Source organism: Streptomyces sp. NPDC090106, assembly GCF_044747265.1.
Taxonomy (GTDB): Bacteria; Actinomycetota; Actinomycetes; order Streptomycetales; family Streptomycetaceae; genus Streptomyces.
Genome location: NZ_JBIVDS010000013.1, coordinates 260,020 through 285,755, shown reverse-complemented (window position 1 = coordinate 285,755; position 25,736 = coordinate 260,020). Strand labels below are relative to the sequence as shown.

General features: G+C 72.8%; 25 protein-coding genes and 1 pseudogene. 18 read left to right on the top strand and 8 right to left on the bottom strand.

Annotated features, from left to right (window positions below; translation table 11 throughout):
* The first annotated feature begins 66 nt into the window (after positions 1–66).
* Complete coding sequence (locus tag ACIPSE_RS35775; RefSeq protein ID WP_401671158.1) at positions 67–747, top strand: DUF2510 domain-containing protein; 681 nt, start codon at positions 67–69, stop codon at positions 745–747.
* A gap of 20 nt (positions 748–767) precedes the next feature.
* Here ACIPSE_RS35775 and ACIPSE_RS35770 read toward each other — a convergent pair whose 3' ends face one another.
* Positions 768–1,970: an amino acid deaminase/aldolase gene (locus tag ACIPSE_RS35770; RefSeq protein WP_401671155.1), complete on the bottom strand. Its 1,203-nt coding sequence runs from the start codon at positions 1,968–1,970 to the stop codon at positions 768–770.
* Positions 1,971–2,940: 970 nt separating this feature from the next.
* On the opposite strand from ACIPSE_RS35770, the gene ACIPSE_RS35765 reads away from it, so the two are divergent.
* Together ACIPSE_RS35765 and mycP are read left to right on the top strand one after the other, a co-directional pair.
* Complete coding sequence (locus ACIPSE_RS35765; protein ID WP_401671152.1) at positions 2,941–3,855, top strand: hypothetical protein; 915 nt, start codon at positions 2,941–2,943, stop codon at positions 3,853–3,855.
* Positions 3,852–5,033: a type VII secretion-associated serine protease mycosin gene (gene mycP, locus ACIPSE_RS35760; RefSeq protein WP_401671150.1), complete on the top strand. Its 1,182-nt coding sequence runs from the start codon at positions 3,852–3,854 to the stop codon at positions 5,031–5,033. Before ACIPSE_RS35765 ends, mycP begins: the two co-directional genes overlap by 4 nt.
* Before the next feature lie 11 nt (positions 5,034–5,044).
* Here the strand turns inward: mycP and ACIPSE_RS35755 are convergent, their stop codons facing one another.
* Positions 5,045–6,040, bottom strand: coding sequence for a serine hydrolase (locus ACIPSE_RS35755; RefSeq protein ID WP_401671147.1), 996 nt, complete (start codon positions 6,038–6,040; stop codon positions 5,045–5,047).
* A 149-nt stretch (positions 6,041–6,189) separates the two neighbouring features.
* Here ACIPSE_RS35755 and ACIPSE_RS35750 point away from each other — a divergent pair, with 149 nt between their 5' ends.
* On the top strand, positions 6,190–6,930 hold the full coding sequence (locus ACIPSE_RS35750; RefSeq protein ID WP_401671144.1) for an SseB family protein: 741 nt from the start codon (positions 6,190–6,192) through the stop codon (positions 6,928–6,930).
* 9 nt (positions 6,931–6,939) lie between these two features.
* Here the strand turns inward: ACIPSE_RS35750 and ACIPSE_RS35745 are convergent, their stop codons facing one another.
* Positions 6,940–7,299 carry a DUF1844 domain-containing protein gene (locus tag ACIPSE_RS35745; RefSeq protein ID WP_401671142.1) on the bottom strand — a complete coding sequence of 120 codons (360 nt, stop codon included), beginning with the start codon at positions 7,297–7,299 and terminating at the stop codon, positions 6,940–6,942.
* 345 nt (positions 7,300–7,644) lie between these two features.
* Here ACIPSE_RS35745 and infC point away from each other — a divergent pair.
* From infC to ACIPSE_RS35695, 10 genes and pseudogenes are all read left to right on the top strand, one after another.
* Positions 7,645–8,350: pseudogene (gene infC / locus ACIPSE_RS35740) on the top strand (translation initiation factor IF-3).
* Between the two features lie 109 nt (positions 8,351–8,459).
* Positions 8,460–8,654 carry a 50S ribosomal protein L35 gene (gene rpmI, locus ACIPSE_RS35735; RefSeq protein ID WP_003977225.1) on the top strand — a complete coding sequence of 65 codons (195 nt, stop codon included), beginning with the start codon at positions 8,460–8,462 and terminating at the stop codon, positions 8,652–8,654.
* Between the two features lie 101 nt (positions 8,655–8,755).
* The gene (rplT, locus tag ACIPSE_RS35730) at positions 8,756–9,139 is read left to right on the top strand and encodes a 50S ribosomal protein L20 (RefSeq protein ID WP_401671140.1); all 384 of its coding nucleotides are present in this window, start codon (positions 8,756–8,758) and stop codon (positions 9,137–9,139) included.
* Between the two features lie 97 nt (positions 9,140–9,236).
* Complete coding sequence (locus ACIPSE_RS35725) at positions 9,237–10,079, top strand: TrmH family RNA methyltransferase (RefSeq protein ID WP_401671138.1); 843 nt, start codon at positions 9,237–9,239, stop codon at positions 10,077–10,079.
* 53 nt (positions 10,080–10,132) lie between these two features.
* Positions 10,133–11,263 carry an ATP-binding protein gene (locus ACIPSE_RS35720; RefSeq protein WP_401671135.1) on the top strand — a complete coding sequence of 377 codons (1,131 nt, stop codon included), beginning with the start codon at positions 10,133–10,135 and terminating at the stop codon, positions 11,261–11,263.
* Between the two features lie 139 nt (positions 11,264–11,402).
* Positions 11,403–12,524 carry a phenylalanine--tRNA ligase subunit alpha gene (gene pheS, locus ACIPSE_RS35715; protein ID WP_401671132.1) on the top strand — a complete coding sequence of 374 codons (1,122 nt, stop codon included), beginning with the start codon at positions 11,403–11,405 and terminating at the stop codon, positions 12,522–12,524.
* Complete coding sequence (gene pheT / locus ACIPSE_RS35710) at positions 12,524–15,037, top strand: phenylalanine--tRNA ligase subunit beta (protein WP_401671130.1); 2,514 nt, start codon at positions 12,524–12,526, stop codon at positions 15,035–15,037. The genes pheS and pheT overlap by 1 nt, the downstream gene beginning before the upstream one ends.
* A 163-nt stretch (positions 15,038–15,200) precedes the next feature.
* Positions 15,201–16,184 carry a PP2C family protein-serine/threonine phosphatase gene (locus ACIPSE_RS35705; protein ID WP_401671127.1) on the top strand — a complete coding sequence of 328 codons (984 nt, stop codon included), beginning with the start codon at positions 15,201–15,203 and terminating at the stop codon, positions 16,182–16,184.
* A 269-nt stretch (positions 16,185–16,453) separates the two neighbouring features.
* Positions 16,454–17,794 carry a transcriptional regulator gene (locus ACIPSE_RS35700; protein ID WP_401671125.1) on the top strand — a complete coding sequence of 447 codons (1,341 nt, stop codon included), beginning with the start codon at positions 16,454–16,456 and terminating at the stop codon, positions 17,792–17,794.
* Positions 17,795–17,912: 118 nt separating this feature from the next.
* Entirely contained in the window at positions 17,913–18,458 is a 546-nt protein-coding gene (locus ACIPSE_RS35695; protein ID WP_401671123.1) for an NUDIX hydrolase, read from the top strand.
* A 23-nt stretch (positions 18,459–18,481) separates the two neighbouring features.
* Here the strand turns inward: ACIPSE_RS35695 and ACIPSE_RS35690 are convergent, their stop codons facing one another.
* Both ACIPSE_RS35690 and ACIPSE_RS35685 read right to left on the bottom strand, forming a co-directional pair.
* Positions 18,482–18,739 (bottom strand): hypothetical protein, encoded by a 258-nt coding sequence (locus ACIPSE_RS35690; protein ID WP_401671120.1) that lies wholly within the window; start codon positions 18,737–18,739, stop codon positions 18,482–18,484.
* Between the two features lie 247 nt (positions 18,740–18,986).
* On the bottom strand, positions 18,987–19,862 hold the full coding sequence (locus tag ACIPSE_RS35685) for a 3-hydroxybutyryl-CoA dehydrogenase (RefSeq protein WP_401671117.1): 876 nt from the start codon (positions 19,860–19,862) through the stop codon (positions 18,987–18,989).
* 188 nt (positions 19,863–20,050) lie between these two features.
* Here ACIPSE_RS35685 and ACIPSE_RS35680 point away from each other — a divergent pair, with 188 nt between their 5' ends.
* Complete coding sequence (locus ACIPSE_RS35680; protein ID WP_401671315.1) at positions 20,051–21,307, top strand: glycoside hydrolase family 10 protein; 1,257 nt, start codon at positions 20,051–20,053, stop codon at positions 21,305–21,307.
* A gap of 30 nt (positions 21,308–21,337) precedes the next feature.
* On the opposite strand, the gene ACIPSE_RS35675 is transcribed toward ACIPSE_RS35680, so the two are convergent.
* Entirely contained in the window at positions 21,338–21,532 is a 195-nt protein-coding gene (locus ACIPSE_RS35675; RefSeq protein ID WP_401671114.1) for a DUF1918 domain-containing protein, read from the bottom strand.
* A gap of 115 nt (positions 21,533–21,647) precedes the next feature.
* The gene (locus ACIPSE_RS35670; RefSeq protein ID WP_401671112.1) at positions 21,648–22,598 is read right to left on the bottom strand and encodes a DMT family transporter; all 951 of its coding nucleotides are present in this window, start codon (positions 22,596–22,598) and stop codon (positions 21,648–21,650) included.
* On the opposite strand from ACIPSE_RS35670, the gene ACIPSE_RS35665 reads away from it, so the two are divergent.
* The 3 genes from ACIPSE_RS35665 (at position 22,597) to ACIPSE_RS35655 (ending at position 25,286) form a co-directional block, all read left to right on the top strand.
* Positions 22,597–24,030 (top strand): PLP-dependent aminotransferase family protein, encoded by a 1,434-nt coding sequence (locus ACIPSE_RS35665; protein ID WP_401671110.1) that lies wholly within the window; start codon positions 22,597–22,599, stop codon positions 24,028–24,030. The two genes, ACIPSE_RS35670 and ACIPSE_RS35665, sit on opposite strands and share 2 nt — an antisense overlap.
* A gap of 64 nt (positions 24,031–24,094) precedes the next feature.
* Positions 24,095–24,520 (top strand): GNAT family N-acetyltransferase, encoded by a 426-nt coding sequence (locus ACIPSE_RS35660; protein WP_401671107.1) that lies wholly within the window; start codon positions 24,095–24,097, stop codon positions 24,518–24,520.
* Positions 24,521–24,689: 169 nt separating this feature from the next.
* Positions 24,690–25,286: a histidine phosphatase family protein gene (locus ACIPSE_RS35655; RefSeq protein WP_401671102.1), complete on the top strand. Its 597-nt coding sequence runs from the start codon at positions 24,690–24,692 to the stop codon at positions 25,284–25,286.
* Here the strand turns inward: ACIPSE_RS35655 and ACIPSE_RS35650 are convergent.
* Complete coding sequence (locus ACIPSE_RS35650) at positions 25,283–25,729, bottom strand: DUF6314 family protein (protein ID WP_401671099.1); 447 nt, start codon at positions 25,727–25,729, stop codon at positions 25,283–25,285. The two genes, ACIPSE_RS35655 and ACIPSE_RS35650, sit on opposite strands and share 4 nt — an antisense overlap.
* Positions 25,730–25,736 lie beyond the last annotated feature (7 nt).

Here is a 25,736-nt window from a genome sequence, read left to right as displayed (position 1 = left end):
CGTGCGGGGGCTCCCCCCCCCCCCCCCCGGGGCCGCCCCGTCGCCGCCCCGTCTCACCCGGGCCCGGTGGGCCCCGGGCTGGCGGGGGGGCCCCCCGGCGCCACGACCGTCACCGAGAGCGTCACCCCCACCCCCGCCCCGAGCGGCCCGACCCCCGCCGGCACACCCGCGGGCGACGACCCGGACGTCGTCGTCGACCAGCTCAACGGCATCACCGTGCCCCTCCTGGACGGCTGGGAACGGCCCAAGTACATCGCCGAGGACGACGTCCTCATGAGCACCGAGGGCACCTACGACTGCCCCGGCGACTCAGGCGTCTGCCGCCACGGCCTCGTCTTCTCCCGCACGGTCACCGAGAACGACGAGACCGACCCCAGGACCCTCGCCGAGAACGACATCGCGGACGCCGCCGACGCCGCCTACGACACCGACCTCCTCGACCGGAAGCCCTTCGGCGGCATCGCGTCCCACCGGGTCGTGAAGTCCGGCCCGGTGGCGGTCGCGGGCCGCGCCGGGTACTTCGTCCGCTGGCGGGTCACGACGGCGAAGGGGCCCGGCGGGTACGTCCAGTCCCTCGCCTTCCCCTCCAGCGTCGGCACCCAGTCACCGGTCGTCGTGCGCTACGTCTTCGACGCCGGACAGGACGGGCCGCCCCTCGCCGACATGGACCGGATCACCCGGGGCATCCGGTCCACCGACGGCATCGGCGGCGGGGGAGTCGGCAGCAGCATCGGCCCCTCGGACTGACCGCGCGCCGACCGACCGCGCTACAGGAAGGTGTGGCCTTCCCCGCGATACGTCGGGACGGTCGCCGTGACCGCGTCGCCCTCGATCAGGTGCAGCGCGTCGAACCGCTCGCACAGCTCACCCGCCTTCGCGTGCCGGAACCACACCTTGTCGCCGAGCAGCAGATCGTCCGCCGGAGCCCCCAGCAGCGGCGTCTGCACCTCGCCCGGCCCCTCCTGCGGGTCGTACCTGAGCCCCTCGGGCAGATACGGCACGGGCAGCCGGTCGGTCCCCGCGACACCGGAGGCCGGGTAGCCGCCGCCGAGGACGGTCACCACCCCGACCCCGGGGCGCCGCACGACGGGCATCGCGAAGAGCGCCGCCGGACGCCCGCTGAACGACGTGTAGTTGTCGAACAGACGCGGCACGTACAGCCCCGACCCCGCCCCGATCTCCGTCACGGCGTCCTCCGCCGCGGTGAACTGCACACTGCCGGTGCCGCCGCCGTTCACGAACTCCAGGTCCGGCACGACCGCCCGCACGGCCCGCACGGCCTCCGCGCGCCGCTCGGCGAGCTCCCGCCGGGCCTTCGCCTGCATCAGGCGCACCGCGCGCGACCGCAACGGCCGCCCCGCCACCGAGTCCCCGACTCCGGCGACATGGCCCTCGTACCCCATGATCCCGACCACCTTGAAGCCGGGCCGCCGGGTCACCTCCCGTGCCAGGTCGGCGAGTTGGGCGGGGGAGTGCAGGGGGGAACGCCGCGCCCCGACGCGCACCCGGCCGCCGAGCAGCCGCAGCGAGGTGTCCAACTCCAGGCAGACCCGCACGACTTCGCTCCCGCCGTCCCGGGCGCGGTCGATGAGATCGAGCTGGGCGACGTCGTCGACCATCACCGACACCGCGGCGGCGAGCTTGGGATCGGCGGTCAGCTCCGCGTACCCGGAAGCGTCCACGGACGGATAGGCGAGGAGCACGTCGTCGAAACCGGAACGTGCCAGCCACAGGGACTCGGCCAGGGTGAAGGACATGAGCCCGGCGAACCCCTCCCTGGCCAGGACCCGTTCGAGCAGTGCCCGGCACCGCACGGACTTGCTGGCGAGACGGATCGGCTTGCCCCCGGCCCGGCGGACGAGGTCGTCCGCGTTGGCGTCGAAGGCGTCCAGATCCACGATCGCGAGGGGGGCGTCGAGGTGGGCGGTGGCCCGGTCGTAACGGGCCCGGTCGGCGGCGCGCACAGTCATGAACGAAGCCTGCCAGACAGGAATACCCCAGGGTAGGGGGATGTTCCGGGCAGATGCCCCGCGCTCGTGGACTGGTTCCCTCCGGACCGGTGGCAACCCGTAGAGTGACGCGGACGTACGGAGGACGGCCCGGGCCCGCGCCAGGGGATGCCGGCCCGCCGTCCCGGGTATGCCTGCCCGGGGACGGACACCGGGGCACCCGTGCGACGACAGGGCCCGGCACGAGCGGAACGGGGGGCGCATGAGCACCGAAGCGCGGCACGCCTCCGTCCCACCTCACCCCGCCGTCCCCCCGCGCCCCGCACAGCCGCCCGCCCCCACGGACGAGGAGCCTCCGGCGGAGACCCCGGCGCCCCCGAAACCCCCCACGCCACCGCGGAGCCCCGAGCGCCCGGAACGGACCCCACCCCCGCCGAGCCCTTCGACCCGCTTCCCGGACACCCCACCGCAGGACCCGCCCGCCCCCGGCGAACGCCCCTCCGCTCCGGGTGCCGCGAGGACTCCGTCTCCGGCTCGTCCGTTCACGTCGGCCTCCTCCGGCGAAGGCCCTTCCGTTCCCGGTGCCACGAGGACCCCGCCGCCGCCCCGCTCTTCCGCTCCCGCCTCCGGTCCGGGCGAGCGATCCGCTGCCCCCGATGCGGCGAGGACCCCGTCGCCGGGCTACCGGCTCGGCCCGCCGCCCGCCGCCCCCAGGACCCCGCCTCCGGGCCGTCCGTCCGCGCCCGGCGAGCGCGCCGCCGCCCCCGGTGCCACGAGGACTCCGCCTCCGGCGCGTCCGTTCCCGCCCGCCTCCGGCGAAGGCGCCCCCGGTGCCACCAGGACCCCGCCGCCCCGGCGTCCCGTCGGGCCTCCCGAGAGTGCTGCCGAGACCACGTTCCGGCTGCGCCCGGTCAAGGCCGAGCCCGAGACCGTCGCGGAGCCGTCCGGTGCTTCCACCGGTACCTGGACCCCTTTCACCTCCGCGCCCGGCATGACCGGTGTGCCCGGGAACCACGACGTCCGTGCCGCCGGACCCGACCCCGCGCTGTCCTGGAGCGCCCCCGTGCCGGTGCCCGGCGCGCGTCCCGTCGTCTCCTTCGGGCAGCCCGAGGGGTACGAGGGGCAGCAGGCGCGGCCCCGGCCCCTGGGCGGGCTGGGGCGGGGCAAGGTCGTCTCCGTCGCCGCGTGTCTCGTCCTCGGGCTCGGCCTCATCGGCGGTGCCGTGACCGGGAGTTGGCTGATCGGCGACCCCGCCGCGGCCGGTACCGACACCACGTTCGCCGCCGCCGAGGACATGTGGCACAGCGTCCCCGTCGACCAGCTCTTCCCGGCCACCGTGCAGGGCCAGGGCGCCGGACCCGGCGGCGCCGACCGGACCTGGACCCGGATCGCGGTCGCCTCCGACAGCGGCTGCGCGGACGCCTTCGACCCGCTGCTGCGCAAGGCCCTCGCGCCGGTCGGCTGCCGACGGCTGCTGCGCGCCACCTACACCGACGCCACCGAGAGCTACGTCACCACGGTGGGCCTGCTGTTCACCAAGGCCGACGCGAGCGCCATGAGCGCCCTGGACAACCGGTTCGACCAGGACGGCCTGGGCGCCCGGGCCGACCTCATGCCCCGCCCCTACGCGGCGAAGGACACCGTCGCCGCCCGCTTCGGCGCCGATCAGCGGGCCTCCTGGACGGTCTCCGTCCTCACCGACGCCCCCGTCGTCGTCTACGCCGTCTCCGGCTGGGCCGACGGCCGTGCCGTCGACGACCCGGAGCCCGCGGTCAAGGCCATGCAGGCGGGCTCCACCACCGCCGTCGCCCAGGCCGGGCTCGGCCACGAGGCGCAGGGGCTCGCGGACCGCGTCGAGCGCGGCCTGCGCCGGACCGTCAGCACGGCCACGGAGTCGCCCTCGTGACCGCACCCCGCACCGCGCGCACCGCGGCCCTCGGTGTCCTGCTCGCCGCGGCCCTCGCCCTCGTGCCGTCCGGCACCGCGTACGCCGACGGCATACGCGCCCAGCAGTGGGCCCTGGAAGCCATGCACACGCAGGAGGCCTGGCAGACCACCAAGGGCAAGGGCATCACGGTCGCCGTCCTCGACACCGGCGTCGACGACCAGCATCCCGACCTCGCCGGCAACGTCCTGGAGGGCAAGGACATGGTCGGCTTCGGCGCCGGCCGCGGCGACCGCTCCTGGGCCCGCCACGGAACCGCGATGGCCGGCATCATCGCCGGTCACGGACACGGCGTGGGAGACGGCGACGGCGTCCTGGGCATCGCCCCGGAGGCGAAGATCCTGCCCGTCCGCGTGATCCTGGAGGACGGCGACACCGCCCGCGGCAAGGCCCGCAGCACCCGGGGCAACGCGCTCGCCGAGGGCATCCGCTGGGCCGCCGACCACGGCGCCGACGTCATCAACCTCTCCCTGGGCGACGACTCCAAGTCCGCCCACCCCGAACCCGCCGAGGACGAGGCCGTCCAGTACGCCCTGAAGAAGGGCGCCGTCGTCGTCGCCTCGGCCGGCAACGGCGGCGACAAGGGCGACCACATCTCCTACCCGGCCGCCTACCCCGGGGTGATCGCCGCGACCGCCGTCGACAAGTACGGCACCCGCGCCTCCTTCTCCACCCGCCGCTGGTACGCCACGGTCAGCGCCCCCGGCGTCGACGTCGTCATCGCCGACCCCGACCAGAAGTACTACGAGGGCTGGGGAACCAGCGCCGCCTCGGCCTTCGTCTCCGGCGCGGTGGCCCTCGTCAAGGCCGCGCACCCCGGTCTGACCCCGGCGCAGATCAAGAAGCTCCTGGAGGACACCGCCCGCAACTCGCCGGTCGGCGGCCGGGACGACTCCCGCGGCTACGGCTTCATCGACCCCGCCGCCGCGATCAAGGCCGCCGCCCGTCTCGAGCCGGAGGGCCTGAAGGCCGCCTCCTACGGGGACGAGTACTTCGGTTCCGGTCCCGACGCCGCCGAGGAGTCCGACGGCACCTCCGGCTGGGCCGCCCCTCTCGCGGGCAGCGCGGGTGCCGTCCTCCTGGTCGTCGCGGTGACGATCTGGCGGGGCCGCCGCGAACGCTCGTACGACGAGGTCTAGCGGGCCACCGCTCAGGACGCGGTGGGAGTGGCGGTCGCCGAGGGGGAGGCCGAGGTGCTCTCACCCGTGAACACCGACACCGCCGCCCGCGCCGCCGACTCCACCAGGGAGATGCCCTTCTCCTTCGTCGCGTTGCCGTCCGACAGGGCGACGACGAGGTAGTCCTTGCCGTCCGAGGCGGTCACGCGGCCGATGCTGTTGATGTCCCACAGGGAGGTCGCGGAGCGGGGCAGCCAGCCGTTCTTCAGCGCCCACCCGGAGCCGTCCGCCGCGGCGGAGACCCCCCAGTGCTGGTCGGCGGCTATCTCGCCCATCAGCCCCTGGAGGTACTCCTGGGAGGCCTCGCTCAGCTGCGAGTCGTCGCCGAACACCTGCTGGAGCAGCGTGAGCTGGTCGGCGGCCGTGGTCTGGGTGAGCCCCCAGAGCATGTCGTCGCCGCCCTCGGTGCCGGTCAGCCCGAACCGCTCGTTGGCCGCGTCCAGCCCCTCCGCCTTGCCGATGATCCGCCACAGCGCGGACGCCGAGGTGTTGTCGCTGTTCTCGATCATCGCGGTGGCGTACGCCTTCTCCGCCGTCGTCAGATGCCGGTCCTCGTCCTGCGCCTGGAGCAGCAGTGTGGCGAGGATGTCGACCTTGACGATGCTCGCCGTGTCGAACGCGGCGTCCCCGTACGTGGCGCTGTCCCCGGAGTCCAGGTCGAGCACGGCCACCGACACCTCCGCCCCGTCCGGCACGGTCACCGTGTCCATGGCCGTGGCGAGCAGCTCGTCGTGGTCCACCGCCGGCTGCGTCACGGGCTCCACCGATGCCTTCCCCTGGGCCGCCACGACGGCGGGCGAGGAGGACGACGATACGGTGGCGGACCCGTCGTGGGCCTGGGCCTTCACGTACACGGTCCCGGCCGCCGTGCCGCCGACGATCACGACGGTGGCGAGCGCGGTGTACACGAGGGGGCGCCGCCCGGACGGGCGGGCGCGGCGGCTGCGGCGGGCTCTTCGGGACTCCATGTCCGCGATGGTCCGGGCGCCGACTGTGCGCACCGTTAGACCGACGTTAGATGTGTGTCAGGGAAATCTGAGATTCCCGTGAGGGCGTCACGCCCCGGTTACCGGGCCCGCACAAGCCCAGCAGCATCCCCCCGATAGGGTCGGTGACCGTGGCGAACAAGAACATTCCCGACCCCGGCTTCTCCGACGACGACGGCTCCGCCGACCCCCGGCTGAGCGCCGCGCTCGCCGCCTGGGCCGAGGACCGGGCCGCCGTGGGACCCGTCCTGGAGGCCCTCAAGGGCGCCCGGCTGCTCGTCCCCGTGGTGGCCGTCCTCGGCGAGGTCGAGGAGGACGAGAACGGGCTGCGCCGCGAGAAGACCAGCGACATGGCCGTCCCCACCCTGAAGGCCGGGGCCCGCACCGCGCTGCCGGCCTTCACCTCCACCGACTCCCTGGCCCGCTGGGACCCGCAGGCCCGCCCCGTCGCCGTACCGCTGCACCAGGCGCTCCAGGCCGCCGCGCACGAGAAGGCGGACACGGTCGTCCTTGATCTGTCGGGGCCGGTGCCCTTCGAACTGACGGGGCCGGCGCTGCTCGCCCTGGCGGAGGGGCGCACGACGGCCGATCCGCTGGCCGATCCCGCCGTGCGGGAGGCGGTGCGCGCCGCGGTCGCCGCCGAGCCCGCCGTGGTCCGCGCCCACCTGGGGCCCGGCCGGGCCGACGGCACCCTGGCCCTCGTCCTGGACCCGGCGGCCGAACCGGCCCGGGCCGCGCAGGACGTCGCGCGCCGGCTGGCCGCCGACGAGACACTGAGGGCCCGCCTGGTGCGCGGCCTCGATCTGGCACTGCTGCCGACCGGGACCACGCCGCCGGGCGAGCCCTTGTACGTACGGGGGAACGGTGACTAGGTCCTGGACCTAGCCGTAGATCGGGCCGGTGTACTTCTCGCCCGGGCCCTGGCCCGGCTCGTCCGGGACGAGGGAGGCCTCGCGGAAGGCGAGCTGGAGGGACTTCAGACCGTCGCGCAGCGGGGCCGCGTGGAAGGAGCTGATCTCGGTCGCGCTGCCGTCGAGCAGACCGGCGAGGGCGTGGATCAGCTTGCGGGCCTCGTCCAGGTCCTTGTACTTGTCGCCCTCCTCGGTGAGCCCGAGCTTCACGGCGGCGGCGCTCATCAGGTTCACGGCGACCGTCACGATCACCTCGACGGCGGGGACCTCGGCGATGTCGCGGGTCATCTCGTCGAAGCCGGCGGGGGACTCAGGAGGGGTGTCACTCATGGCCCACACGATAGGCGGTCCGTGATGACGTTCCTCCAATTGGTCCTTGTCAAGCGATCCTGCTAACCTGTTGGACGACCGGCTGGACACTCACGTGCCCGGCCCACAAGTGGAGGCTCCGATCTCCCACCCGACCGTCCCCCGGGATGGCGGGTCACCCCGGTCAGGCGGCCACCATCGTTCCGTACGGACGATGGAGCCGTCCGAATGTGCGCCCCGTGATCATCGCGGCGGTGCTCCGGTTGTGTTTTGGAGCCCCGTCTGTGATCGTCCGGGGCATTTTTTGTGCTTCGGCGCGGTTAGGTCTGTCGAAAAGAGACAAACGCGGCCGTCCGCCAGACGGCTGTGTGGTGCTAACCGAGGAGGATCCATCAGCGCCGAGCCCCGCATCAACGACCGGATTCGCGTTCCCGAGGTGCGACTTGTCGGTCCCAGTGGCGAGCAGGTGGGCATCGTCCCGCTGGCCAAGGCACTGGAGCTTGCGCAGGAGTACGACCTGGACCTGGTCGAGGTCGCGGCGACCGCCCGTCCGCCCGTGTGCAAGCTCATGGACTACGGGAAGTTCAAGTACGAGTCGGCCATGAAGGCCCGTGAGGCGCGCAAGAACCAGGCGCACACGGTCATCAAGGAGATGAAGCTCCGGCCGAAGATCGACCCGCACGACTATGACACCAAGAAGGGTCACGTCGTCCGGTTCCTCAAGCAGGGCGACAAGGTCAAGATCACGATCATGTTCCGTGGTCGCGAGCAGTCCCGGCCGGAACTCGGCTACCGACTGCTGCAGCGTCTCGCGGAGGACGTCCAGGACCTCGGTTTCGTCGAATCGAACCCGAAGCAGGACGGCCGGAACATGATCATGGTTCTCGGTCCGCACAAGAAGAAGACCGAGGCCATGGCCGAGGCTCGCCAGGCGCAGGAGGCCCGCAAGGCCGACGCGAAGGCCAACCCCGGCAAGTCGCAGAACGCGGCGGACGCCGAGGGCGAGGACGACGTGCAGGCAGTGGACGACGCGCAGGCCGCGGCGCCCGCCGAGGAACCTGCCGAGGCGTGATTCCCGGGGGCGCGAGTCCCCAGGACGTAACCCATACGAGAGCGACGTTCCACCGTGCCCGGTTTCACGACCGGGCACCGGAACGCCACCCAGAGGAGAGAACGGCGCTATGCCGAAGAACAAGTCGCACAGCGGTGCCAGCAAGCGCTTCAAGATCACCGGCTCCGGCAAGGTGCTCCGCGAGCGCGCCGGCAAGCGCCACCTGCTCGAGCACAAGTCGTCCCGCGTGACGCGTCGCCTCACCGGCAACGCCGAGATGGCCCCGGGCGACGCCGCGAAGATCAAGAAGCTTCTCGGCAAGTGACGTACCCGGCACTCCGACCGAGTGCCGTACGTCTGGACCGGGACCTATTCGACACCGGGCTGTGTGAGTCCAACCGCAGCCCCGCTACAAGGAGTTAACAAGTGGCACGCGTCAAGCGGGCAGTCAACGCCCACAAGAAGCGCCGGGCGATCCTCGAAGCCGCCTCCGGCTACCGCGGTCAGCGTTCGCGCCTGTACCGCAAGGCCAAGGAGCAGGTCACCCACTCGCTGGTCTACAACTACAACGACCGCAAGAAGCGCAAGGGTGACTTCCGCCAGCTGTGGATCCAGCGCATCAACGCCGCTGCCCGCGCCAACGGCATCACGTACAACCGCTTCATCCAGGGTCTGAAGGCCGCGAACGTCGAGGTCGACCGCAAGATCCTGGCCGAGCTGGCCGTCAACGACGCCACCGCGTTCGCCGCGCTGGTCGAGGTCGCCCAGAAGGCCCTGCCGGACGACGTCAACGCCCCCAAGGCTGCCTGACGTCGCCCCAGGCCCAGCGCCGACGTGACATGAGGGACCCGCAGGCCATCGGGCCTGCGGGTCCTGTCGCGTAGATACCGAAAGTGAGTCCAGCGCCATGTCCCCCGCCACCCCCGAGCTGATCTCCCCCCGTTCCCCCCGCGTCGCCGCCGCCCGGCGACTGGCCCGGCGGAACGTCCGGAGCAAGGAGCGGCTGTTCCTGGCCGAGGGGCCCCAGGCCGTGCGGGAGGCCGCCGGACACGGACTGGTCGAACTGTTCACCACCGTCGAGGCCGCCGAGCGCTACGCCGACATCCTCGGCGAGGCCCGCGCCGTCGGCGCCCGGGTGCACCTCGCCTCCGAGGACGTCATCGCCGACATCTCCACCACCGTCACCCCGCAGGGGCTCGTCGGGATCTGCGGCTTCCTGGACACGCCCTTCGAGGAGATCCTCGCCGCCCGCCCCCGGCTCGTCGCCGTCCTCGCGCACGTCCGCGACCCCGGGAACGCCGGAACCGTGCTGCGCTGCGCGGACGCCGCCGGCGCCGACGCCGTCGTCCTGACCGACGCGTCCGTCGACCTCTACAACCCCAAGGCCGTCCGGGCCTCCGTGGGCTCCCTGTTCCATCTCCCCGTCGCCGTCGGAGTCCCCGTCGAGCAGGCCGTCCAGGGGCTCAAGGACGTCGGCGTGCGCATCCTCGCCGCCGACGGCGCCGGCACCGACGACCTCGACGACGAGCTGGACAAGGGCACCATGGGCGGGCCCACCGCCTGGGTCTTCGGCAACGAGGCGTGGGGACTGCCCGAGGAGACCCGGGCGCTCGCCGACGCCGTCGTCAGGGTTCCGATCCACGGGAAGGCCGAGAGCCTGAACCTCGCGACCGCCGCCGCCGTATGTCTCTACGCGTCGGCCCGGGCACAGCGCGCCTCCGGAGGGTGCCGCTCCGTCACCCACAGCTAGTAGGGTGACCAGCTCGGGGGCCCCTCAGCCGTCGTGAGAGGTGGGGTACGGGGATGAGTGTCGGCACGAGCGGCGCACCGGGGGACCGGGGCGCGCGCCAGGGGGCCGCGACCGGTCCCGGTGAACTCGCCGGGTTCGACCCCGACGTGCTGCCCGACGGACTCGTCGTCGCCGACGAGCACGGCAAGGTCGTCTGCTTCAACGCCGCCGCCGAACGCATCACCGCCGTTCCCGCCGCCGACGCCCTCGGTCGGCGCCTCGACAAGGCGCTCCCGCTGGAGGATCTGGAGGGGCGCCGCTGGTGGCAGTGCACCGACCCCTACGGCGGGCTCGCCATCCGGCGCGGCCAGCCCGAACGCAATCTGCTGCTGCCCGGCGGACGCGAGGTCCTCGTCACCGCCCAGTACGTGCGCGAACGGCCCACCGGGCCGGTCCAGCGGGTCGTCGTCTGTCTGCGCGACACCGAGGCCCGGCGCCGCACCGAGCGCAGCCACGCCGAGCTGATCGCCACCGTCGCCCACGAGCTGCGCTCCCCGCTCACCTCCGTCAAGGGCTTCACCGCCACCCTGCTGGCCAAGTGGGAACGGTTCACCGACGACCAGAAGCGGCTCATGCTGGAGACCGTCGACGCCGACGCCGACCGGGTCACCCGGCTCATCGCCGAACTCCTCGACATCTCCCGGATCGACTCCGGCCGTCTGGAGGTGCGCCGCCAGCCCGTCGACATGGGCGCCGCCGTCGGCCGCCACATCCAGGCCTACGTCGCCGCCGGACAGACCGCCGACCGGTTCCTGCTCCGGGTCGAGCAGCCCCTGCCCGACCTGTGGGCCGACCCCGACAAGATCGACCAGGTGCTCAGCAACCTGCTGGAAAATGCCGTGCGCCACGGAGAGGGAACCGTCACCATTGACGTCACGCCCGCCGCGTCGCCCCGGGAAGGGGAGGAACGCGGCACATCGGTCACCGTGAGCGACGAAGGGCCCGGCATCCCGGAGGAATCCATGAACCGCGTGTTCACCCGCTTCTGGCGGGGCAGCAAACGCGGTGGCACGGGACTCGGGCTGTACATCGTCAAGGGCATCGTCGAGGCCCACGGAGGCGTCATCACGGTCGGCCGCGCCCCGGGCGGCGGCGCCGAGTTCCGATTTACGTTGCCCGTGAGCGCCCCGGCCTACCTCACCTGAGAGCCGGAGAGCCGCCCACGGGCGCATTCGCCTGTCCCCACCCCGTTAGACTCGGCCTTTGGCACCTTTGTGTCCTGCACATGGCCCACAGCGCCGGTCCAGGGGATCTTCAGCCAGCCAATCGGAAGCACGGGAAGAGATGTCGGCACCGAATAAGTCGTACGACCCTGTCGAGGTCGAGGCGTTGAAACCGGAAGAGATCGAGCGCCTGCGGGACGAGGCGCTCGCCGCCTTCGCCGCCGCGGACTCCCTCGACGCGCTCCAGGAGGCCAAGGTCGCCCACACCGGCGGCACCTCCCCCCTGGCGCTCGCCAACCGCGAGATCGGCGCCCTGCCCCCGCAGGCCAAGGCCGCCGCCGGAAAGCTCGTGGGCCAGGCCCGCGGCGCCGTCAACAAGGCCCTCGCGGGCCGGCAGGCGGAGCTGGAGGCCGAGCGCGACGCACGGGTCCTCGTCGAGGAGTCCGTCGACGTCACGCTGCCCCACGACCGCGTACCGGCCGGCGCCCGCCACCCGCTGACGACCCTGTCGGAGCGTATCGAGGACGTCTTCGTGGCCATGGGCTACGAGGTCGCCGAGGGCCCGCAGGCCGAGGCCGAGTGGTTCAACTTCGACGCCCTCAACATCGGCCCGGACCACCCCGCCCGCGGCGAGGCCGACACCTTCTTCGTGCGGGGCCCCGACGGCACCGCCGACTCCGGCGTCGTGCTGCGCACCCACACCTCGCCCGTGCAGATCCGCTCCCTGCTGGAGCGCGAGCTGCCGGTGTACGTGATCTGCCCCGGTGTCGTGTACCGCACCGACGAGCTGGACGCCACGCACACCCCGGTCTTCCGCCAGGTCGAGCTGCTCGCCATCGACGAGGGCCTGACCATGTCCGACCTCAAGGGCACCCTCGACCACATGGTCCAGTCCTTGTTCGGCCAGGACATGAAGACCCGGCTGCGGCCCAACTTCTTCCCCTTCACCGAGCCGTCCGCCGAGATGGACATGGTGTGCTACGTCTGCCGCGGCGAGTCCGTCGGCAACCCCGACCGGCCCTGCCGCACCTGCTCCTCCGAGGGCTGGATCGAGCTCGGCGGCTGCGGGATGGTCAACCCCAAGGTGCTGGCCGCCTGCGGTGTGGACCCCGCGAAGTACAGCGGGTTCGCCTTCGGGTTCGGCATCGAGCGGATGATGATGTTCCGCCACAACGTCGTTGACATGCGAGACCTGGTCGAGGGTGACGTCCGGTTCACCCGGCCCTTCGGGATGGAGATCTGATGCGGATCCCGCTTTCCTGGCTGCGGGAGTACGTCGACCTGCCGGCCACCGAGACCGGCCGCGATGTGCAGGCCAAGCTCATTTCCTCCGGCCTGGAGGTCGAGACCGTCGAGCAGCTCGGCGACGGCCTCAAGGGCCCGCTCGTCGTCGGTCAGGTCCTCACCATCGAGGAGCTGGAGGGCTTCAAGAAGCCGATCCGCTTCTGCACGGTGAACGTCGGCACCGCCAACGGCACCGGTGAGCCCCAGGAGATCGTCTGCGGCGCCCGCAACTTCGCCGTCGGCGACAAGGTCGTCGTGGTCCTCCCGGGCGCCGAACTGCCCGGCGGCTTCGCGATCGCCGCCCGCAAGACGTACGGCAGGACGTCCCACGGCATGATCTGCTCCAGCGACGAGCTGGGCATGGGCGACGACGGCACCAAGGGCATCATCGTGCTGCCCCCGGAGACCGAGGTCGGCAAGGACGCCATCGAGCTCCTCGAACTCGTCGACGAGGTCCTGGACATCGCCGTCACCGCCAACCGCGGCGACTGCCTGTCCCTGCGCGGCGTGGCCCGCGAGGCCGCCATCGCCTACGGCCTGCCGCTGCGCGACCCGGCCCTGATCGACGTCCCGGGCCCCAACGCCTACGGCTACCCCGTACAGGTCTCCGACCCGCTCGGCTGCGACCGGTTCACGGCCCGCACCGTCAACGGGCTGAGCCCCGAGGCCCGTTCGCCGATCTGGCTCCAGCGCCGGCTCCAGAAGGTCGGCATGCGCCCGATCTCGCTCGCCGTCGACGTCACCAACTACGTGATGATGGAGCTCGGCCAGCCCCTGCACGCCTACGACCGCACGCTGGTCCAGGGCACCGTCGGGGTGCGCCGCGCGGCCGAGGGCGAGAAGATCGTCACCCTCGACGGCGTCGAGCGCACGCTGCACGCCGAGGACCTTGTCATCACCGACGACCGCGGCCCCATCGGCCTCGCCGGGGTGATGGGCGGCGCCGACACGGAGATCGCCGACCACGGCGACGCCGAGGCCGCGACCACCGACGTGGTCATCGAGGCCGCGCACTTCGACCAGGTGTCGATCGCGCGCACCGCCCGCCGCCACAAGCTGTCCTCCGAGGCGTCCCGGCGCTTCGAGCGCGGGGTCGACCCGCAGGCCGCCGCCGCTGCCGCGCAGCGCACCGTCGACCTGCTGGTGCTCCTCGCGGGCGGCACCGCCGACGCCGGGGTCACCGAGATCTCCGCGCCCTCCGCGCCGCACACCGTCACCGTCGCCGCCGACCACCCGGACAAGGTCGCGGGCGTCGAGTACGGCCGCGAGACCGTCGTGCGCCGCCTCCAGGAGGTCGGCTGCGACGTGTACGGGCAGGACGAGCTGATCGTCACCGTCCCGTCCTGGCGGCCCGACCTCGCCGAGATCAACGACCTCGCCGAGGAGGTCATCCGGCTGGAGGGCTACGAGAACCTGCCCTCCACGCTGCCCCGGCCCCCGGCGGGCCGCGGTCTGACCGCGCACCAGCGGCTGCACCGCCGCGTCGGCCGCGCGCTGGCCGGCGCCGGGTACGTCGAGGCGCAGAACTACCCCTTCATCGGCGAGCAGGTCTTCGACCAGCTCCTCCTGGAGGCCGACGACCCGGCCCGCCGTGTCGTCACCCTGGTCAACCCGCTCAACGACGAGGAGCCCGCGCTGCGCACGTCGCTGCTGCCGGGTCTGCTCGGCGCGCTGCGGCGCAACCAGGGGCGCGGCACCCACGACCTGGCCCTGTTCGAGACGGGCCTCGTCTTCCGGCCGCGCGCGGAGCAGCGTGTCGCCGGTTCCCTGCCGGTGGACCGCCGGCCCACCGACGAGGAGATCGCCGAGCTGAACGCGGCGCTCCCCGACCAGCCGCGGCATGTCGCCGCCGTGCTCGCGGGCGCCCGTGAGCAGGCCGGCTGGTGGGGCAAGGGCCGCCCGGCCGACTGGGCCGACGCCGTCGAGGCGGCCCGCACGGTCGCCCGGGAGACCGGTGCCGAACTCGTCGTGCGCGGCGGCCGGTACGGGCCGTGGCACCCGGGCCGGTGCGCCGAGCTCGTGGTCGTCGCGGACGGCGCGGAGAAGGTCGTCGGCCACGCCGGCGAGCTGCACCCGCGGGTCGTCAAGGCGTTCGGTCTGCCCGCGCGCACCTGTGCGATGGAGCTGGACCTGGACGCGCTGGAGGCCGTCGGCGACGACCGTCCCCAGGCGCCCGTCATCTCGACGTTCCCGGTCGCCACGCAGGACGTCGCCCTGGTCGTCGACGACTCCGTGCCGCACGCCGACGTGGAGGCCGCGCTGCGCGAGGGCGCCGGTGAACTCCTCGAGGACATCCGGCTGTTCGACGTGTACGAGAACGTCGGCCAGCTCGGCGAGGGCAAGAAGTCCCTGGCCTACGCCCTGCGGTTCCGTGCCGCGGACCGGACGCTGACCGTGGACGAGGCCTCGGCGGCCAGGGACACGGCGGTCGCCCTCGCGGGCGAGCGGACGGGAGCCGTGCTGCGCGGCTGAGGCCGTTGCCCGCCCGGAGGGGGCCCACACGGTCACCTCACTCGATCGGGTGACTTCTCGGGGTCACCTGGTCCGCACGGGCCACGCTGTCGACAGAATCGGACCGGTCTTTCGGGACCGGTCCGATTCCGTGCTGTCCGGGCATCGCTGGGGGGCCATGGGCATGTTGCGTATCAAGGCCTTGGCTCTGCCCACCATGTGGGGCGCGGTGGCGATCACGTACAAGCTGTTCTGCCCGCTCGCCCAGCAGCCGGGGATCGGGGCCCGCCTCGCCACCAGCGCCGTGTTCTTCGCCGTCGGCACCGGGCTGACCGTGCACGTACGGCAGTCCCTGCTGCGGGAGTTGCGCCAGGTCCGCCGGGTCGCCGGGGCCGCGCAGAGCGCCCTGCTGCGCCCCTTGCCGCCCCGTGTCGACGGGCTCGGCATCGCCGCCGCCCAGCTCTCCGCCGACCGCGGGGCCGCGATGGGCGGTGACCTGTACGAGGTCGTCGCCACCGAACACGGCGTCCGTGTCGTCATCGGCGACGTCCGCGGCCATGGCCTCGGCGCCATCGCCACGGTCGCCTCCGTCCTCGGCAGCTTCCGCGAGGCCGCCCATGACGAACCCGAACTGGCCGGTGTGCTGCGCCGGCTGGACCGGGGGCTGGCCCGGTATCTGCGCGCCTCGGGCGACCCGGAGAGCGAGGAGTTCGTCACGCTGCTGCTCCTGGAGATCGGCGTGGGCGGAGAGATCCTCGCCCTCAACTGCGGCCACCCGTGGCCGTATCTGATGAGCGGCTCCGGTGTGGCGCGCCTGAGCCGCGCGGATCCGCTCCCGCCGCTGGGACCGTTCCCGCTGCCGGGGCACCTCCCGGTCGTCGCGTGCGGCCGGCTGCTCCCGGACGAGAGCCTGGTCCTGCACACCGACGGCGCGGAGGACGCGCGGGACGCGCGCGGTGGCTTCTTCCCGCTGCGGACGACGCTGGAGAACACCCTGGGTTCCGGCCCGCAGGCCGTCCTCGGCAAGGTCTTCGCCGGGCTGCTCCGCCATTCGACCGGCACCCCCACCGACGACGTGGCCGTCCTGGTCCTGCGCAACGAACGGCAGCCGTGCGAGGCCACGGCGTGCCCGCAGCCGGCCACGCATCTGGAGGCCAACGGCTTCTAGGGCCTGTCCGGCGGATCGTGCCGCCGGTGAGCGGGGCCTTCGGCGAGTGACGCCCCTCGCCCCAGCCGCACCGCCGGGCCCCGGCAGGACCACCGCACTGTACGAGGGGGGAGCCGGCGGCCCTGCCGTCCTCTTGCGAGGCAGTTCAGTCAACCGGTGGTGAACGCTCCGCGACAGTGCGCGCACCCCGCGGATCCGGGCACTCCGTTCACACCCCGTGCGAAGCGGGACCCACTACTCTGACGGCACCGAGCCACCCGGGGGCATCCATGCAGCCCAACACTCTGCTCGACGCGATCCTGGACGAGGCGGGCATCTCGCACGCGGGACTCGCCGCACATGTGAACCAGGCGGGCCGGGCGCGCGGACTCGCGCTGCGGTACGAACACACCGCCGTGGCACGCTGGTTGAAGGGGCAGCGGCCCAGGGGCCAGGTGCCCGACCTGATCTGCGAGGTGCTCGCCGCCCGGCTGCACCGCACGGTCACCCTCGACGACATCGGGCTCGGCGTGCCGGGCGAGCCGTCGACACCGCACACCGGTTCGCTCTCCGGTTTCGTGGAGCGGGCCACCGCCCTGTGGCGCTCCGACGAGCAGCAGCGCCCGCACATCCTGGGCGCCCCCGCCGTCACGGGCACCCCGGCCGTGATGCCGGTGTGGGAGTGGGAGAACCCGCCGGAGGACGTCGACGTCTCGCGCGGCGGACGGCACCGGGTCACGCTCTCCGACCTGGAGATGCTGCGCGCCGCCCGGACCCACTACGAGCAGATGTACCGCAAGGCCGGCGGCATCGCGACCAGGACCCGGATCGTCGGGTTCCTGAACGCGGAGGCGGCGCCGCTGCTGCGGGGCAGCTACACCGACGCCACGGGGCGTCAACTGCACCGGGCGACGGGCGGGTTGGTGGCCGTCGCCGGGATCTGTGCCTACGACTCGGACGCGCACGGGCTCGCGCAGCGCTACTTCCACCAGGCGCTCAGGCTGGCGAAGGCGAGCGGGGACCGGGGGCTGGGCGCCTATGTGATAGCGCTGCTGGTCAACCAGGCGCTGTTCATGAGGGAGCACCGGCAGGCCGTCGCCTTCGCGGAGGCGGCGCTGCGGGCCGCGGGCAAGCACATCACGCCGGCCCTCGCCTCCGATCTGTACGCGATGCAGGCCAAGGCGTACGCGCACCTCGGCGACGGGACGAGCGCGCTGTCCTGCATCCGGCGTGCCGAGCAGGCCGCCGAACGCATCCGGCGCGGATACGAGCCGGACGAGACGGGCTATGTCCAGCCGGGACTCGTCAACGTCCAGGTGGCGGAGGCCCTGTTGAGCCTCGGCGAGCTGGTGGCGGCGGGGGAGCACGCCGCGGCGGCCGTGGACAACCCGGCGCACGACCGGGGCCGGGTGCACCGGCTGGCGATGCTCAGCACGATCGAACTGCGCCGGGGCAACGCCGACAAGGCGGTCGCCACCGCGGTGCAGATGGCCGAGCAGGCGCGCGGAATGGAGTCCCAGCGGCTGCGCGACAGACTCCGGGCGGTGCGCGAACACCTGGTGCGCAGCGGCTGCGCGGGCACGGCCGAGGCGGCCGAACTCATCGACGGGGCACTGCGCGTACCGCTCTAGACCTCACGGGCCCCACCCGCACGACACTGCGCCGCCGCTGTGAGTGAGCTCTCTGCGCCTGCTGCCGAGCCACGCCTGCTGCGATATTGCCACTTACTCGGCGGAAGGTGGCAGAACCGTGCAGTGGACGAAACAAAGCGAACAAACTGTATATGAAAACCGCTGGTTCAGCGTCAACCTGGCGGATGTCGAATTGCCGGACGGCCGGCACCTCGACCACTTCCTGATCCGGCTGCGGCCCGTCGCCGTGGCCACGGTGGTCAACCGGGCGGGCGAGGTCCTCCTCCTGTGGCGCCACCGTTTCATCACCGACAGCTGGGGGTGGGAACTGGCCGCGGGAGTCGTCGAGGACGGCGAGGACATCGCGTTCGCGGCGGCGAGGGAACTGGAGGAGGAGACCGGCTGGCGGCCGGGACCGCTCCAGCACCTGATGAGCGTGGAGCCCTCCAACGGGCTCACCGACGCCCGGCACCACATCTACTGGGCCGACGAGGGCGAGTACGTCGGGCCCCCCGTGGACGACTTCGAGTCCGACCGCCGGGAATGGGTTCCCCTCAAACTCGTTCCCGACATGGTCGCCCGTGGGGAGGTCCCGGCCGCCAACATGGCGGCCGCGTTACTTCTCCTGCACCACCTCAGGCTCGGACAGGACACTCTGCCCTGAGCCGCCCCCCCACCCCAGGCGTCCTAGTGTCCGACGGCCTGCCAGATCGTCACCACGAGCGCGCCCAGTGCCGTGAGGGCCGCGACGGCCGGCAGCGGCCAGCGGGTGTGTTCCAGGGCGACCATCCGGGTGCTCAGATCGTCCAGTTGTTTGTCCGTCTCCTCCGTGCGATGGCTGAGCAGAGCCAGCCCGCCCTCGACCCTCGCGTACGCGACATCGAGGCGGCGTCGTAACTCTGCGAGTTCTCCATGGACCACGGGATGCTCCGGGTCGGCGGTCACGAGTCCGCTCCTTTCCGTAGTCAGCACATCCCTTGCATGCGCATGAAGAGTCAACTCGCCTGGTGGGCGTGTGGGGAGAGTGTGCGAAGGGCATATGCGAGCCCGGCGCGCACACGGTGTGTGAATGCGGCGGGCCCGGCGCTCCGAAGAGTGCCGGGCCCGTGTTCGTCGCACTGTGTCATCAGCACCCTGGAACGGACACTGTGTCAGCTTTTGCCGTGCCGGAGGCCGGGGGACGCGACCGCCGTCAGCCGTAGGTGTAGAAGCCCGAGCCGCTCTTGCGGCCCAGCCGGCCCGCGTCCACCATGCGCTGGAGCAGCGGGGGAGCGGCGTACAGGGGCTCCTTGTACTCGGAGTACATGGAGTCGGCGATGGAGACGATCGTGTCGAGGCCGATCAGGTCTGAGAGCTTCAGCGGGCCCATGGGGTGGGCGCAGCCGTACTCCATGCCGTTGTCGATGTCCTCGCGGCTCGCGATGCCCGACTCGAACATCCGGATCGCGGAGAGCAGATACGGGACGAGGAGCGCGTTGACGACGAACCCCGAGCGGTCCTGGGCACGGATCGCGTGCTTGCCGAGCAGCTTCTCGGCGAAGGCCTGGGCGCGGGCGATCGTGCCCTCGGAGGTGGTGAGCGCCGGGATCAGCTCGACGAGCTTCTGCACCGGGGCCGGGTTGAAGAAGTGGATGCCGACGACATGGTCGGGCCGCGAGGTGGCGACGGCCAGCTTCACCAGCGGGATGGAGGAGGTGTTGGAGGCGAGGATCGCGTCCGGCCGGGTCACGACCTGGTCGAGGACCTGGAAGATCTCGGTCTTGACCTGCTCGTTCTCCACGACCGCCTCGATCACGAGGTCACGGTCGGCGAACTCCCCGAGGTCGGTGGTGAAGGACAGCCGGGCCAGCGCGGCGTCGCGCTCCTCCTCACTGAGCTTGCCGCGCTCGGCGGCCTTGGCGAGCGAGTTGTACAGCCGGGTGCGGCCGATCTCCAGGGCCTCGCCGGTGGTCTCGGCGACCTTCACGTCCAGTCCGGCGCGGGCGCACACCTCGGCGATGCCCGCTCCCATCTGGCCGCAGCCCACCACTCCGACGCGCGAGATGTCTCCCGCGGGGAAGTCCGTCACTTCGTCCCCTTCGCTGGTCTACGAAGTCGCTGGTCCACGAATTCGCTGGTCTACGAATGAGCAAGGACCCGCGTGGTTCGCCGCCTGCTCCGACCCTGCACGTTACCTTCGGCGATCGTTGATCGATCACCGGGGTGGCGCACGGCACACCGCCGCTCCACGGACCGTCCACGGAGGTACGAGTGAGGATCCATCGCAAGTCACTGCTGTCGCGGCGGGCGTTCACGGTGTCCGCGCTGTCGGCGTTCACCGCCGCGGCGGGAGCGCTGACGGCAGGGGCCGCCCCCTCCGGCCGGAGCGGCTCCCCCCGCCGCAGACGCGCGGGCGAGCTGCGGGGCGTGTGGGTGGCGACCGTCGCCAACCGGGACTGGCCCTCGCGGGCGGGGCTGAGCGCCGCCGAGCAGCGGTCCGAGCTGCTCGCGCTGCTCGACCGGGCCGTGGAGCGCCGGCTGAACACGGTCATCCTCCAGGTACGGCCGGCCGCCGACGCGCTGTGGGACTCGCCGTACGAGCCCTGGTCGCAGGTCCTCACCGGCACCCAGGGCGCCGACCCGGGCTGGGACCCGCTGGGCACGGCGGTGACCGAGGCCCACGCGCGCGGCCTGGAGCTGCACGCCTGGTTCAACCCCTACCGGGTCGCGAACCACGCCGACCCGTCGAAGCTCGTCCCCTCGCACCCCGCGCGCAGACACCCCGACTGGGTGGTGACCTACGGCGGCAGGATGTACTACAACCCCGGGCTGCCCAGGGTCCGCGCGTTCGTGCAGCGGGCGATCCTGGACGCGGTGAGGAAGTACCCGCTCGACGCGGTCCACTTCGACGACTACTTCTACCCGTACCCGGTGGCGGGCCAGACCTTCGACGACGACGCGGCCTTCGACCTGTTCGGCGGCGGGTTCGCGACCCGCGGCGACTGGCGCCGGGACAACGTCGACAAGCTGGTCCAGGAGATCGCGACGCGGATCAAGCTGGTCCGGCCGGGCACCGAGTTCGGCATCAGCCCCTTCGGCGTGTGGCGCAACGCCACGACCGACCCGCTCGGCTCCCCGACCCGGGCGATGCAGGCGTACGACGACGTGTTCGCGGACACCCGCAAGTGGGTCCGCGAGAGCTGGATCGACTACGTCGTGCCGCAGCTCTACTGGAACATCGGGTTCACCGTCGCCGACTACGCGAAGCTGGTGCCCTGGTGGGCGGGTGTCGCGCAGGGCAGCAGCACCCGGCTGTACCTGGGCGAGGCGCTGTACAAGGCCGGTGACCCGGCCCAGCCCGCCGCCTGGCAGGACCCCGCCGAACTCTCCGCGCACCTCACGCTCGCCAAGGACCACCCCGAGGTGCGCGGGCACGTGTTCTTCGCGGCCCGGGAGGTCGTGGCGGATCCGATCGGCGCGATGACGCGGGTGGTCGCCGACCACTACGGGGAGCGGGCCCGGACACCGCGCTGACGACGTCCGGGTACCGCGCCGGACGCCGGGCTAACGGGTTCCCCGGCCGTGCCGGATCTCGGTGTCGGGACCGGGGGAGCACACACCCTCGTGCCCGTCCTCGAAGCGGACGCGGTACGGGGGGTTGCCCGAGGGGCCCATGACTTCGACGATCTCGCCGACCTTGTCGTGCTGTCCGACCACCCTGCCGTGCTGGACAAGCTGGTCGCCCACGCTGGCATGCATCTGGAGGGCCTCCTCACCGGGAGCGGGAGCAACGGTCCGTGCTGTCGAGTCTACGGACCGGGGCGCCGGTGGGAAGCGGTTCGCGGGTCCGCCTGCCAGCGGCTCGCGGGTCCGCTCAGCCGCGCGCCCGTTGGGTGACGGCGATGCAGACCAGCACCGCCGCTGCCGTGAGCGGAGCGGCCACCGGCAGATGCTCGCCGAGCAGCAGCACCGACCACACCAGTGTGAGCAGCGGCTGGGCCAGCTGCAACTGGCTGGCCTTGGGAATCCCGATGGCCGCCATGCCCCGGTACCAGACGACCAGCCCGAGGAACTGCGACCCCGCCGCCACCCACAGCAGCCCCGCCACACTGCGCGCGGTCAGCTCGACCGGCTCGTACGACAGCGCCAGCGCGGTCGCGGGGACGCTGAGCGGCAGACACAGCACCAGGGCCCAGGCGATGACCTGCCAGCCGGGCATGACCCGGGCGAGCCGCCCGCCCTCGGTGTAGCCGGCCGCGCACACCAGCAGCGCGCCGAAGAGATACAGATCGGCCGAGGTCAGCGCGCCGCCGCTCTGCTGCACCGTGAACGCGACGACCGCGGCGGCACCGGCGAGCGCGGCGGTCCAGAAGGTGCGGGACGGCCGGGTGCCCATGCGCAGCGCGGACATCAGCGCGGTGGTGAGCGGGAGCAGCCCCACCACGACGGCCGCGTGCGCGGTGGTGGACGTCCGGAGCGCGAGCGTCGTCAGCAGCGGGAACCCGACCACGACCCCGCCCGCGACGACCGCGAGCCCGGCCCAGTGACGCCGCTCGGGCACGGGTACCCGCAGCACCAGCAGCGAGCCGCCGGCGATCAGCGCGGCGAGGACGGACCGCACACCGACGAGGGACCAGGGCCCGAACCCCTCCAGGCCCCAGGCGGTCGCGGGGAAGGTGAGCGAGAAGGCGACCACCCCGAGGGCGGCGAGCAGCGTGCCGGTCGCCCGGGTGGGAGGGGCCGTCGGGGCGGGTCGGTCGGTCGAGGTGAGCGGGCCGTCGACCGCTATCGCGGTGGAGGCGGTAGCGCTACTCTGTGCTCTCATGCATGAGCGTAGCAGTGTGGGTGAACTGGCGGAACGCCTGCGGCAGGAAGTCAACCGCTACTCACCGGGTGGAAAGCTCCCGTCGAGCCGGGCCCTCGTCGAGCGGTACCGGGTGAGCCCGGTGACCGTCTCGCGGGCCCTCGCCCAGCTGGCCGCCGAGGGTCTGGTCGTCACCCGGCCCGGCGCCGGGGCGTTCCGCGCCGAGCCGCGCAGGACGCCCGCTCCCGCCGGGGACACCTCCTGGCAGGAGGTCGCGCTGAGCGCCGGCGACACCGCCGATCTCGTGCCGCGCTCGGTCGACGCGAGCGGGGTCCTCGTCTCGCTCGACGTGCCGCCGCCCGGCGTCATCGAGTTCACCGGCGGCTATCTGCACCCCTCCCTCCAGCCCGAACAGCCCCTGGCCGCGGCGCTGGCCCGGGCCGCCCGCCGCCCCGGCGCCTGGGGCCGGCCGCCCATGGCGGGACTGCCGGAGCTGCGCGAGTGGTTCGCGCGGAGCATCGGCGGGGCCGTCGGCGCGGCCGAGGTGCTGATCGCGGCGGGCGGCCAGTCGGCGCTGACCATCGCCCTGCGCGCGCTGGCCCCGCCCGGGGCGCCGGTGCTGGTCGAGTCGCCCACCTACCCCGGCATGCTGGCCATCGCACGGGCCGCGGGGCTGCGTCCCGTACCGGTGCCGGTCGACGCCGACGGGGTCAAGCCGGACCTGCTCGCCGACGCCTTCCGGGCCACCGGCGCCCGGGTGTTCGTCTGCCAGCCGCTGTTCCAGAACCCCACCGGCGCGGTGCTCGCCCCCGGACGCCGAGGGGAGGTGCTGCGCATCGCCCGGGAGGCCGGCGCGTTCGTCGTCGAGGACGACTTCGTACGGCGGCTCGTGCACGAGGACGCGGGGGAGCTGCCGCGCCCGCTGGCCGCCGAGGACCCCGACGGGGTGGTGGTCCATGTCGGTTCGCTCACCAAGGCGACCTCGCCCAGCTTCCGGGTCTGCGCGCTCGCCGCCCGCGGGCCGGTGCTGGAACGGCTGCGGGCCATCCAGGTCGTCGACACCTTCTTCGTGCCCCGGCCGCTCCAGGAGGCCGCGCTGGAGCTGGTCGGCTCACCGGCCTGGCCACGCCATCTGCGGTCGCTGTCCACGGACCTGAGGACCCGGCGCGCGACCATGACGGCCGCCCTCGCCCGAGACCTGCCCGAACTCGCTCTCCCGCACATCCCGTCCGGCGGCTACCACCTCTGGCTCCGCCTCCCGCACGGCACGTCCGAAGCCGCCCTCACCGCCGCCGCCCTGCGCGCGGGCGTCGCCGTCACCCCCGGCCGCCCGTACTTCAGCGCGGAACCCCCGGCGGGCCATCTCCGCCTGAGCTTCGCGGCGGTCGCGGGCGCGGAGGAGATCGCGGAGGGGGTCCGCCGACTGCGCACGGCGTGCGACGAGGTGCTCTAGCCAGGCCGGCTCGCGGGGTGGAATTCGCTCGCCCGTGGGCGGGGTGGCCTGCGAGGATCCCGGCATGAGCGACCTTGCCGACGGATACGAGATCTCCAGCGACCCCGCCCGCCTCGATGCCGGGAAGGTGCACCGATGGCTGTCCGACGACGCGTACTGGGCGCTGGGCCGGACGCGCGAGAAGCAGGACGCGGCGATCGCCGGGTCGCTCAACTTCGGGGTGTACGGGACGGCTTCGGGGGAGCAGGTCGCCTACGCCAGGGTCGTCACCGACCGGGCCACCTTCGCGTGGCTCTGCGATGTGTACGTCGATCCGTCCGTGCGCGGCAAGGGGATCGGCACCGCGCTGGTGGCGGCGGTGCGCGAGCATCTGCGGCCGTACGGACTGCGGCGCCTGCTCCTCGCGACGCAGGACGCGCACGGGGTGTACGAGAAGGTGGGCTTCGCGCCGCTCGCGGAACCCGACCGGTGGATGGTGCACCTCTACTAGTCACCTGGTCACCTGGTCACCGGGGGCGCCTCGGCGGATCATGCCGGGGGCATGCGCGTGGGGGACTTGTCGGATCTGTCATGGACTCGGTCGTAAGGTTTGGTCAACCCTGCGTGACTCCGGGACAACATCCCTTGACCTGCCTACTTTCTCGATTCACCATCACGGCATGGCACTCCGGGTCACGTTTGTCGCCGCGGCGCGCAGCTCCTCGCTGCTCGCCGAGCGCTTCGAGGACGACCGGCCGCTGGACCAGGCCGGCTGGGAAGAGGTGCTGCGGGCCGCGCAGCAGCTGCTGCCCCTGTCGGCGGCCGAGATGCGCTACTGCTCGCCGACCCCGCGCAGCCGGGCCACCGGTGACGCGCTCGGTTACGCCCCTCTCGTGCAACTCGCGCTGCGGGACTGCGACATGGGCCGCTGGCGCGGGCTGACGCTGGGCGAGGCCATGGCGCGGGAGCCGGGCGCGGTGGACGCCTGGCTCGCGGACCCGCGCAGCACCCCGCACGGCGGTGAGTCGCTGCTCGACTTCGTCTCGCGGGTGGGCGGCTGGCTGGACACCCGGCCCGTGGAGGACGGCGGCCGGATCGTCGCCGTCGCCGAACCCGCGGTGGTACGGGCGGCGCTGGTCTACGCCCTGAAGGCGCCCCCGGCGACGTACTGGAGTTTCGACGTGCGCTCCCTGTCGATGGTCACCCTCTCCGGCCGTGGCGGGCGCTGGAACCTGCGCTTCGAGGGGGCGGCGGCCCAGTCCTCGCCGCGTGTCTAGCCGGTGATACGCGTGTAGTCGGTGACCAGTACGAGGTCCTTCGCGGGACCGCCCACCCGCCACACCGTCCGCCAGCGCCCCGCGTCCAGGACGCTGAACTCGCCGCGGTAGAGGTCCGCCGAGCAGGGGTGGTCGGTGACGTGCCGGCCGGTGCTCAGGTCGAGGTCGTGGAAGGGCCGTCCGTCGGCGAAGCGGACGTCCGCCGTGCCCGGCGCGGGCCCCGGCAGGAAGCGCAGCGTGCGCTCGGCGGGCCGCGCGACGCCCTGCCAGCGGAACGTCCCGGACTCCTCGTGCAGCAGTCCGCCACCGTCCAGCCGGCCGAAGTCCGTGGTGCCGGAGAACTCGCCCTCGGCCCCGCTCGCGAGGTCCCGCACGGTCCGCGCGACCCGCCAGCTCCCGGCCAGATAGGCCAGCGCGTCCCGAACCGGCCAGAACTCGCTCATCCGTTCC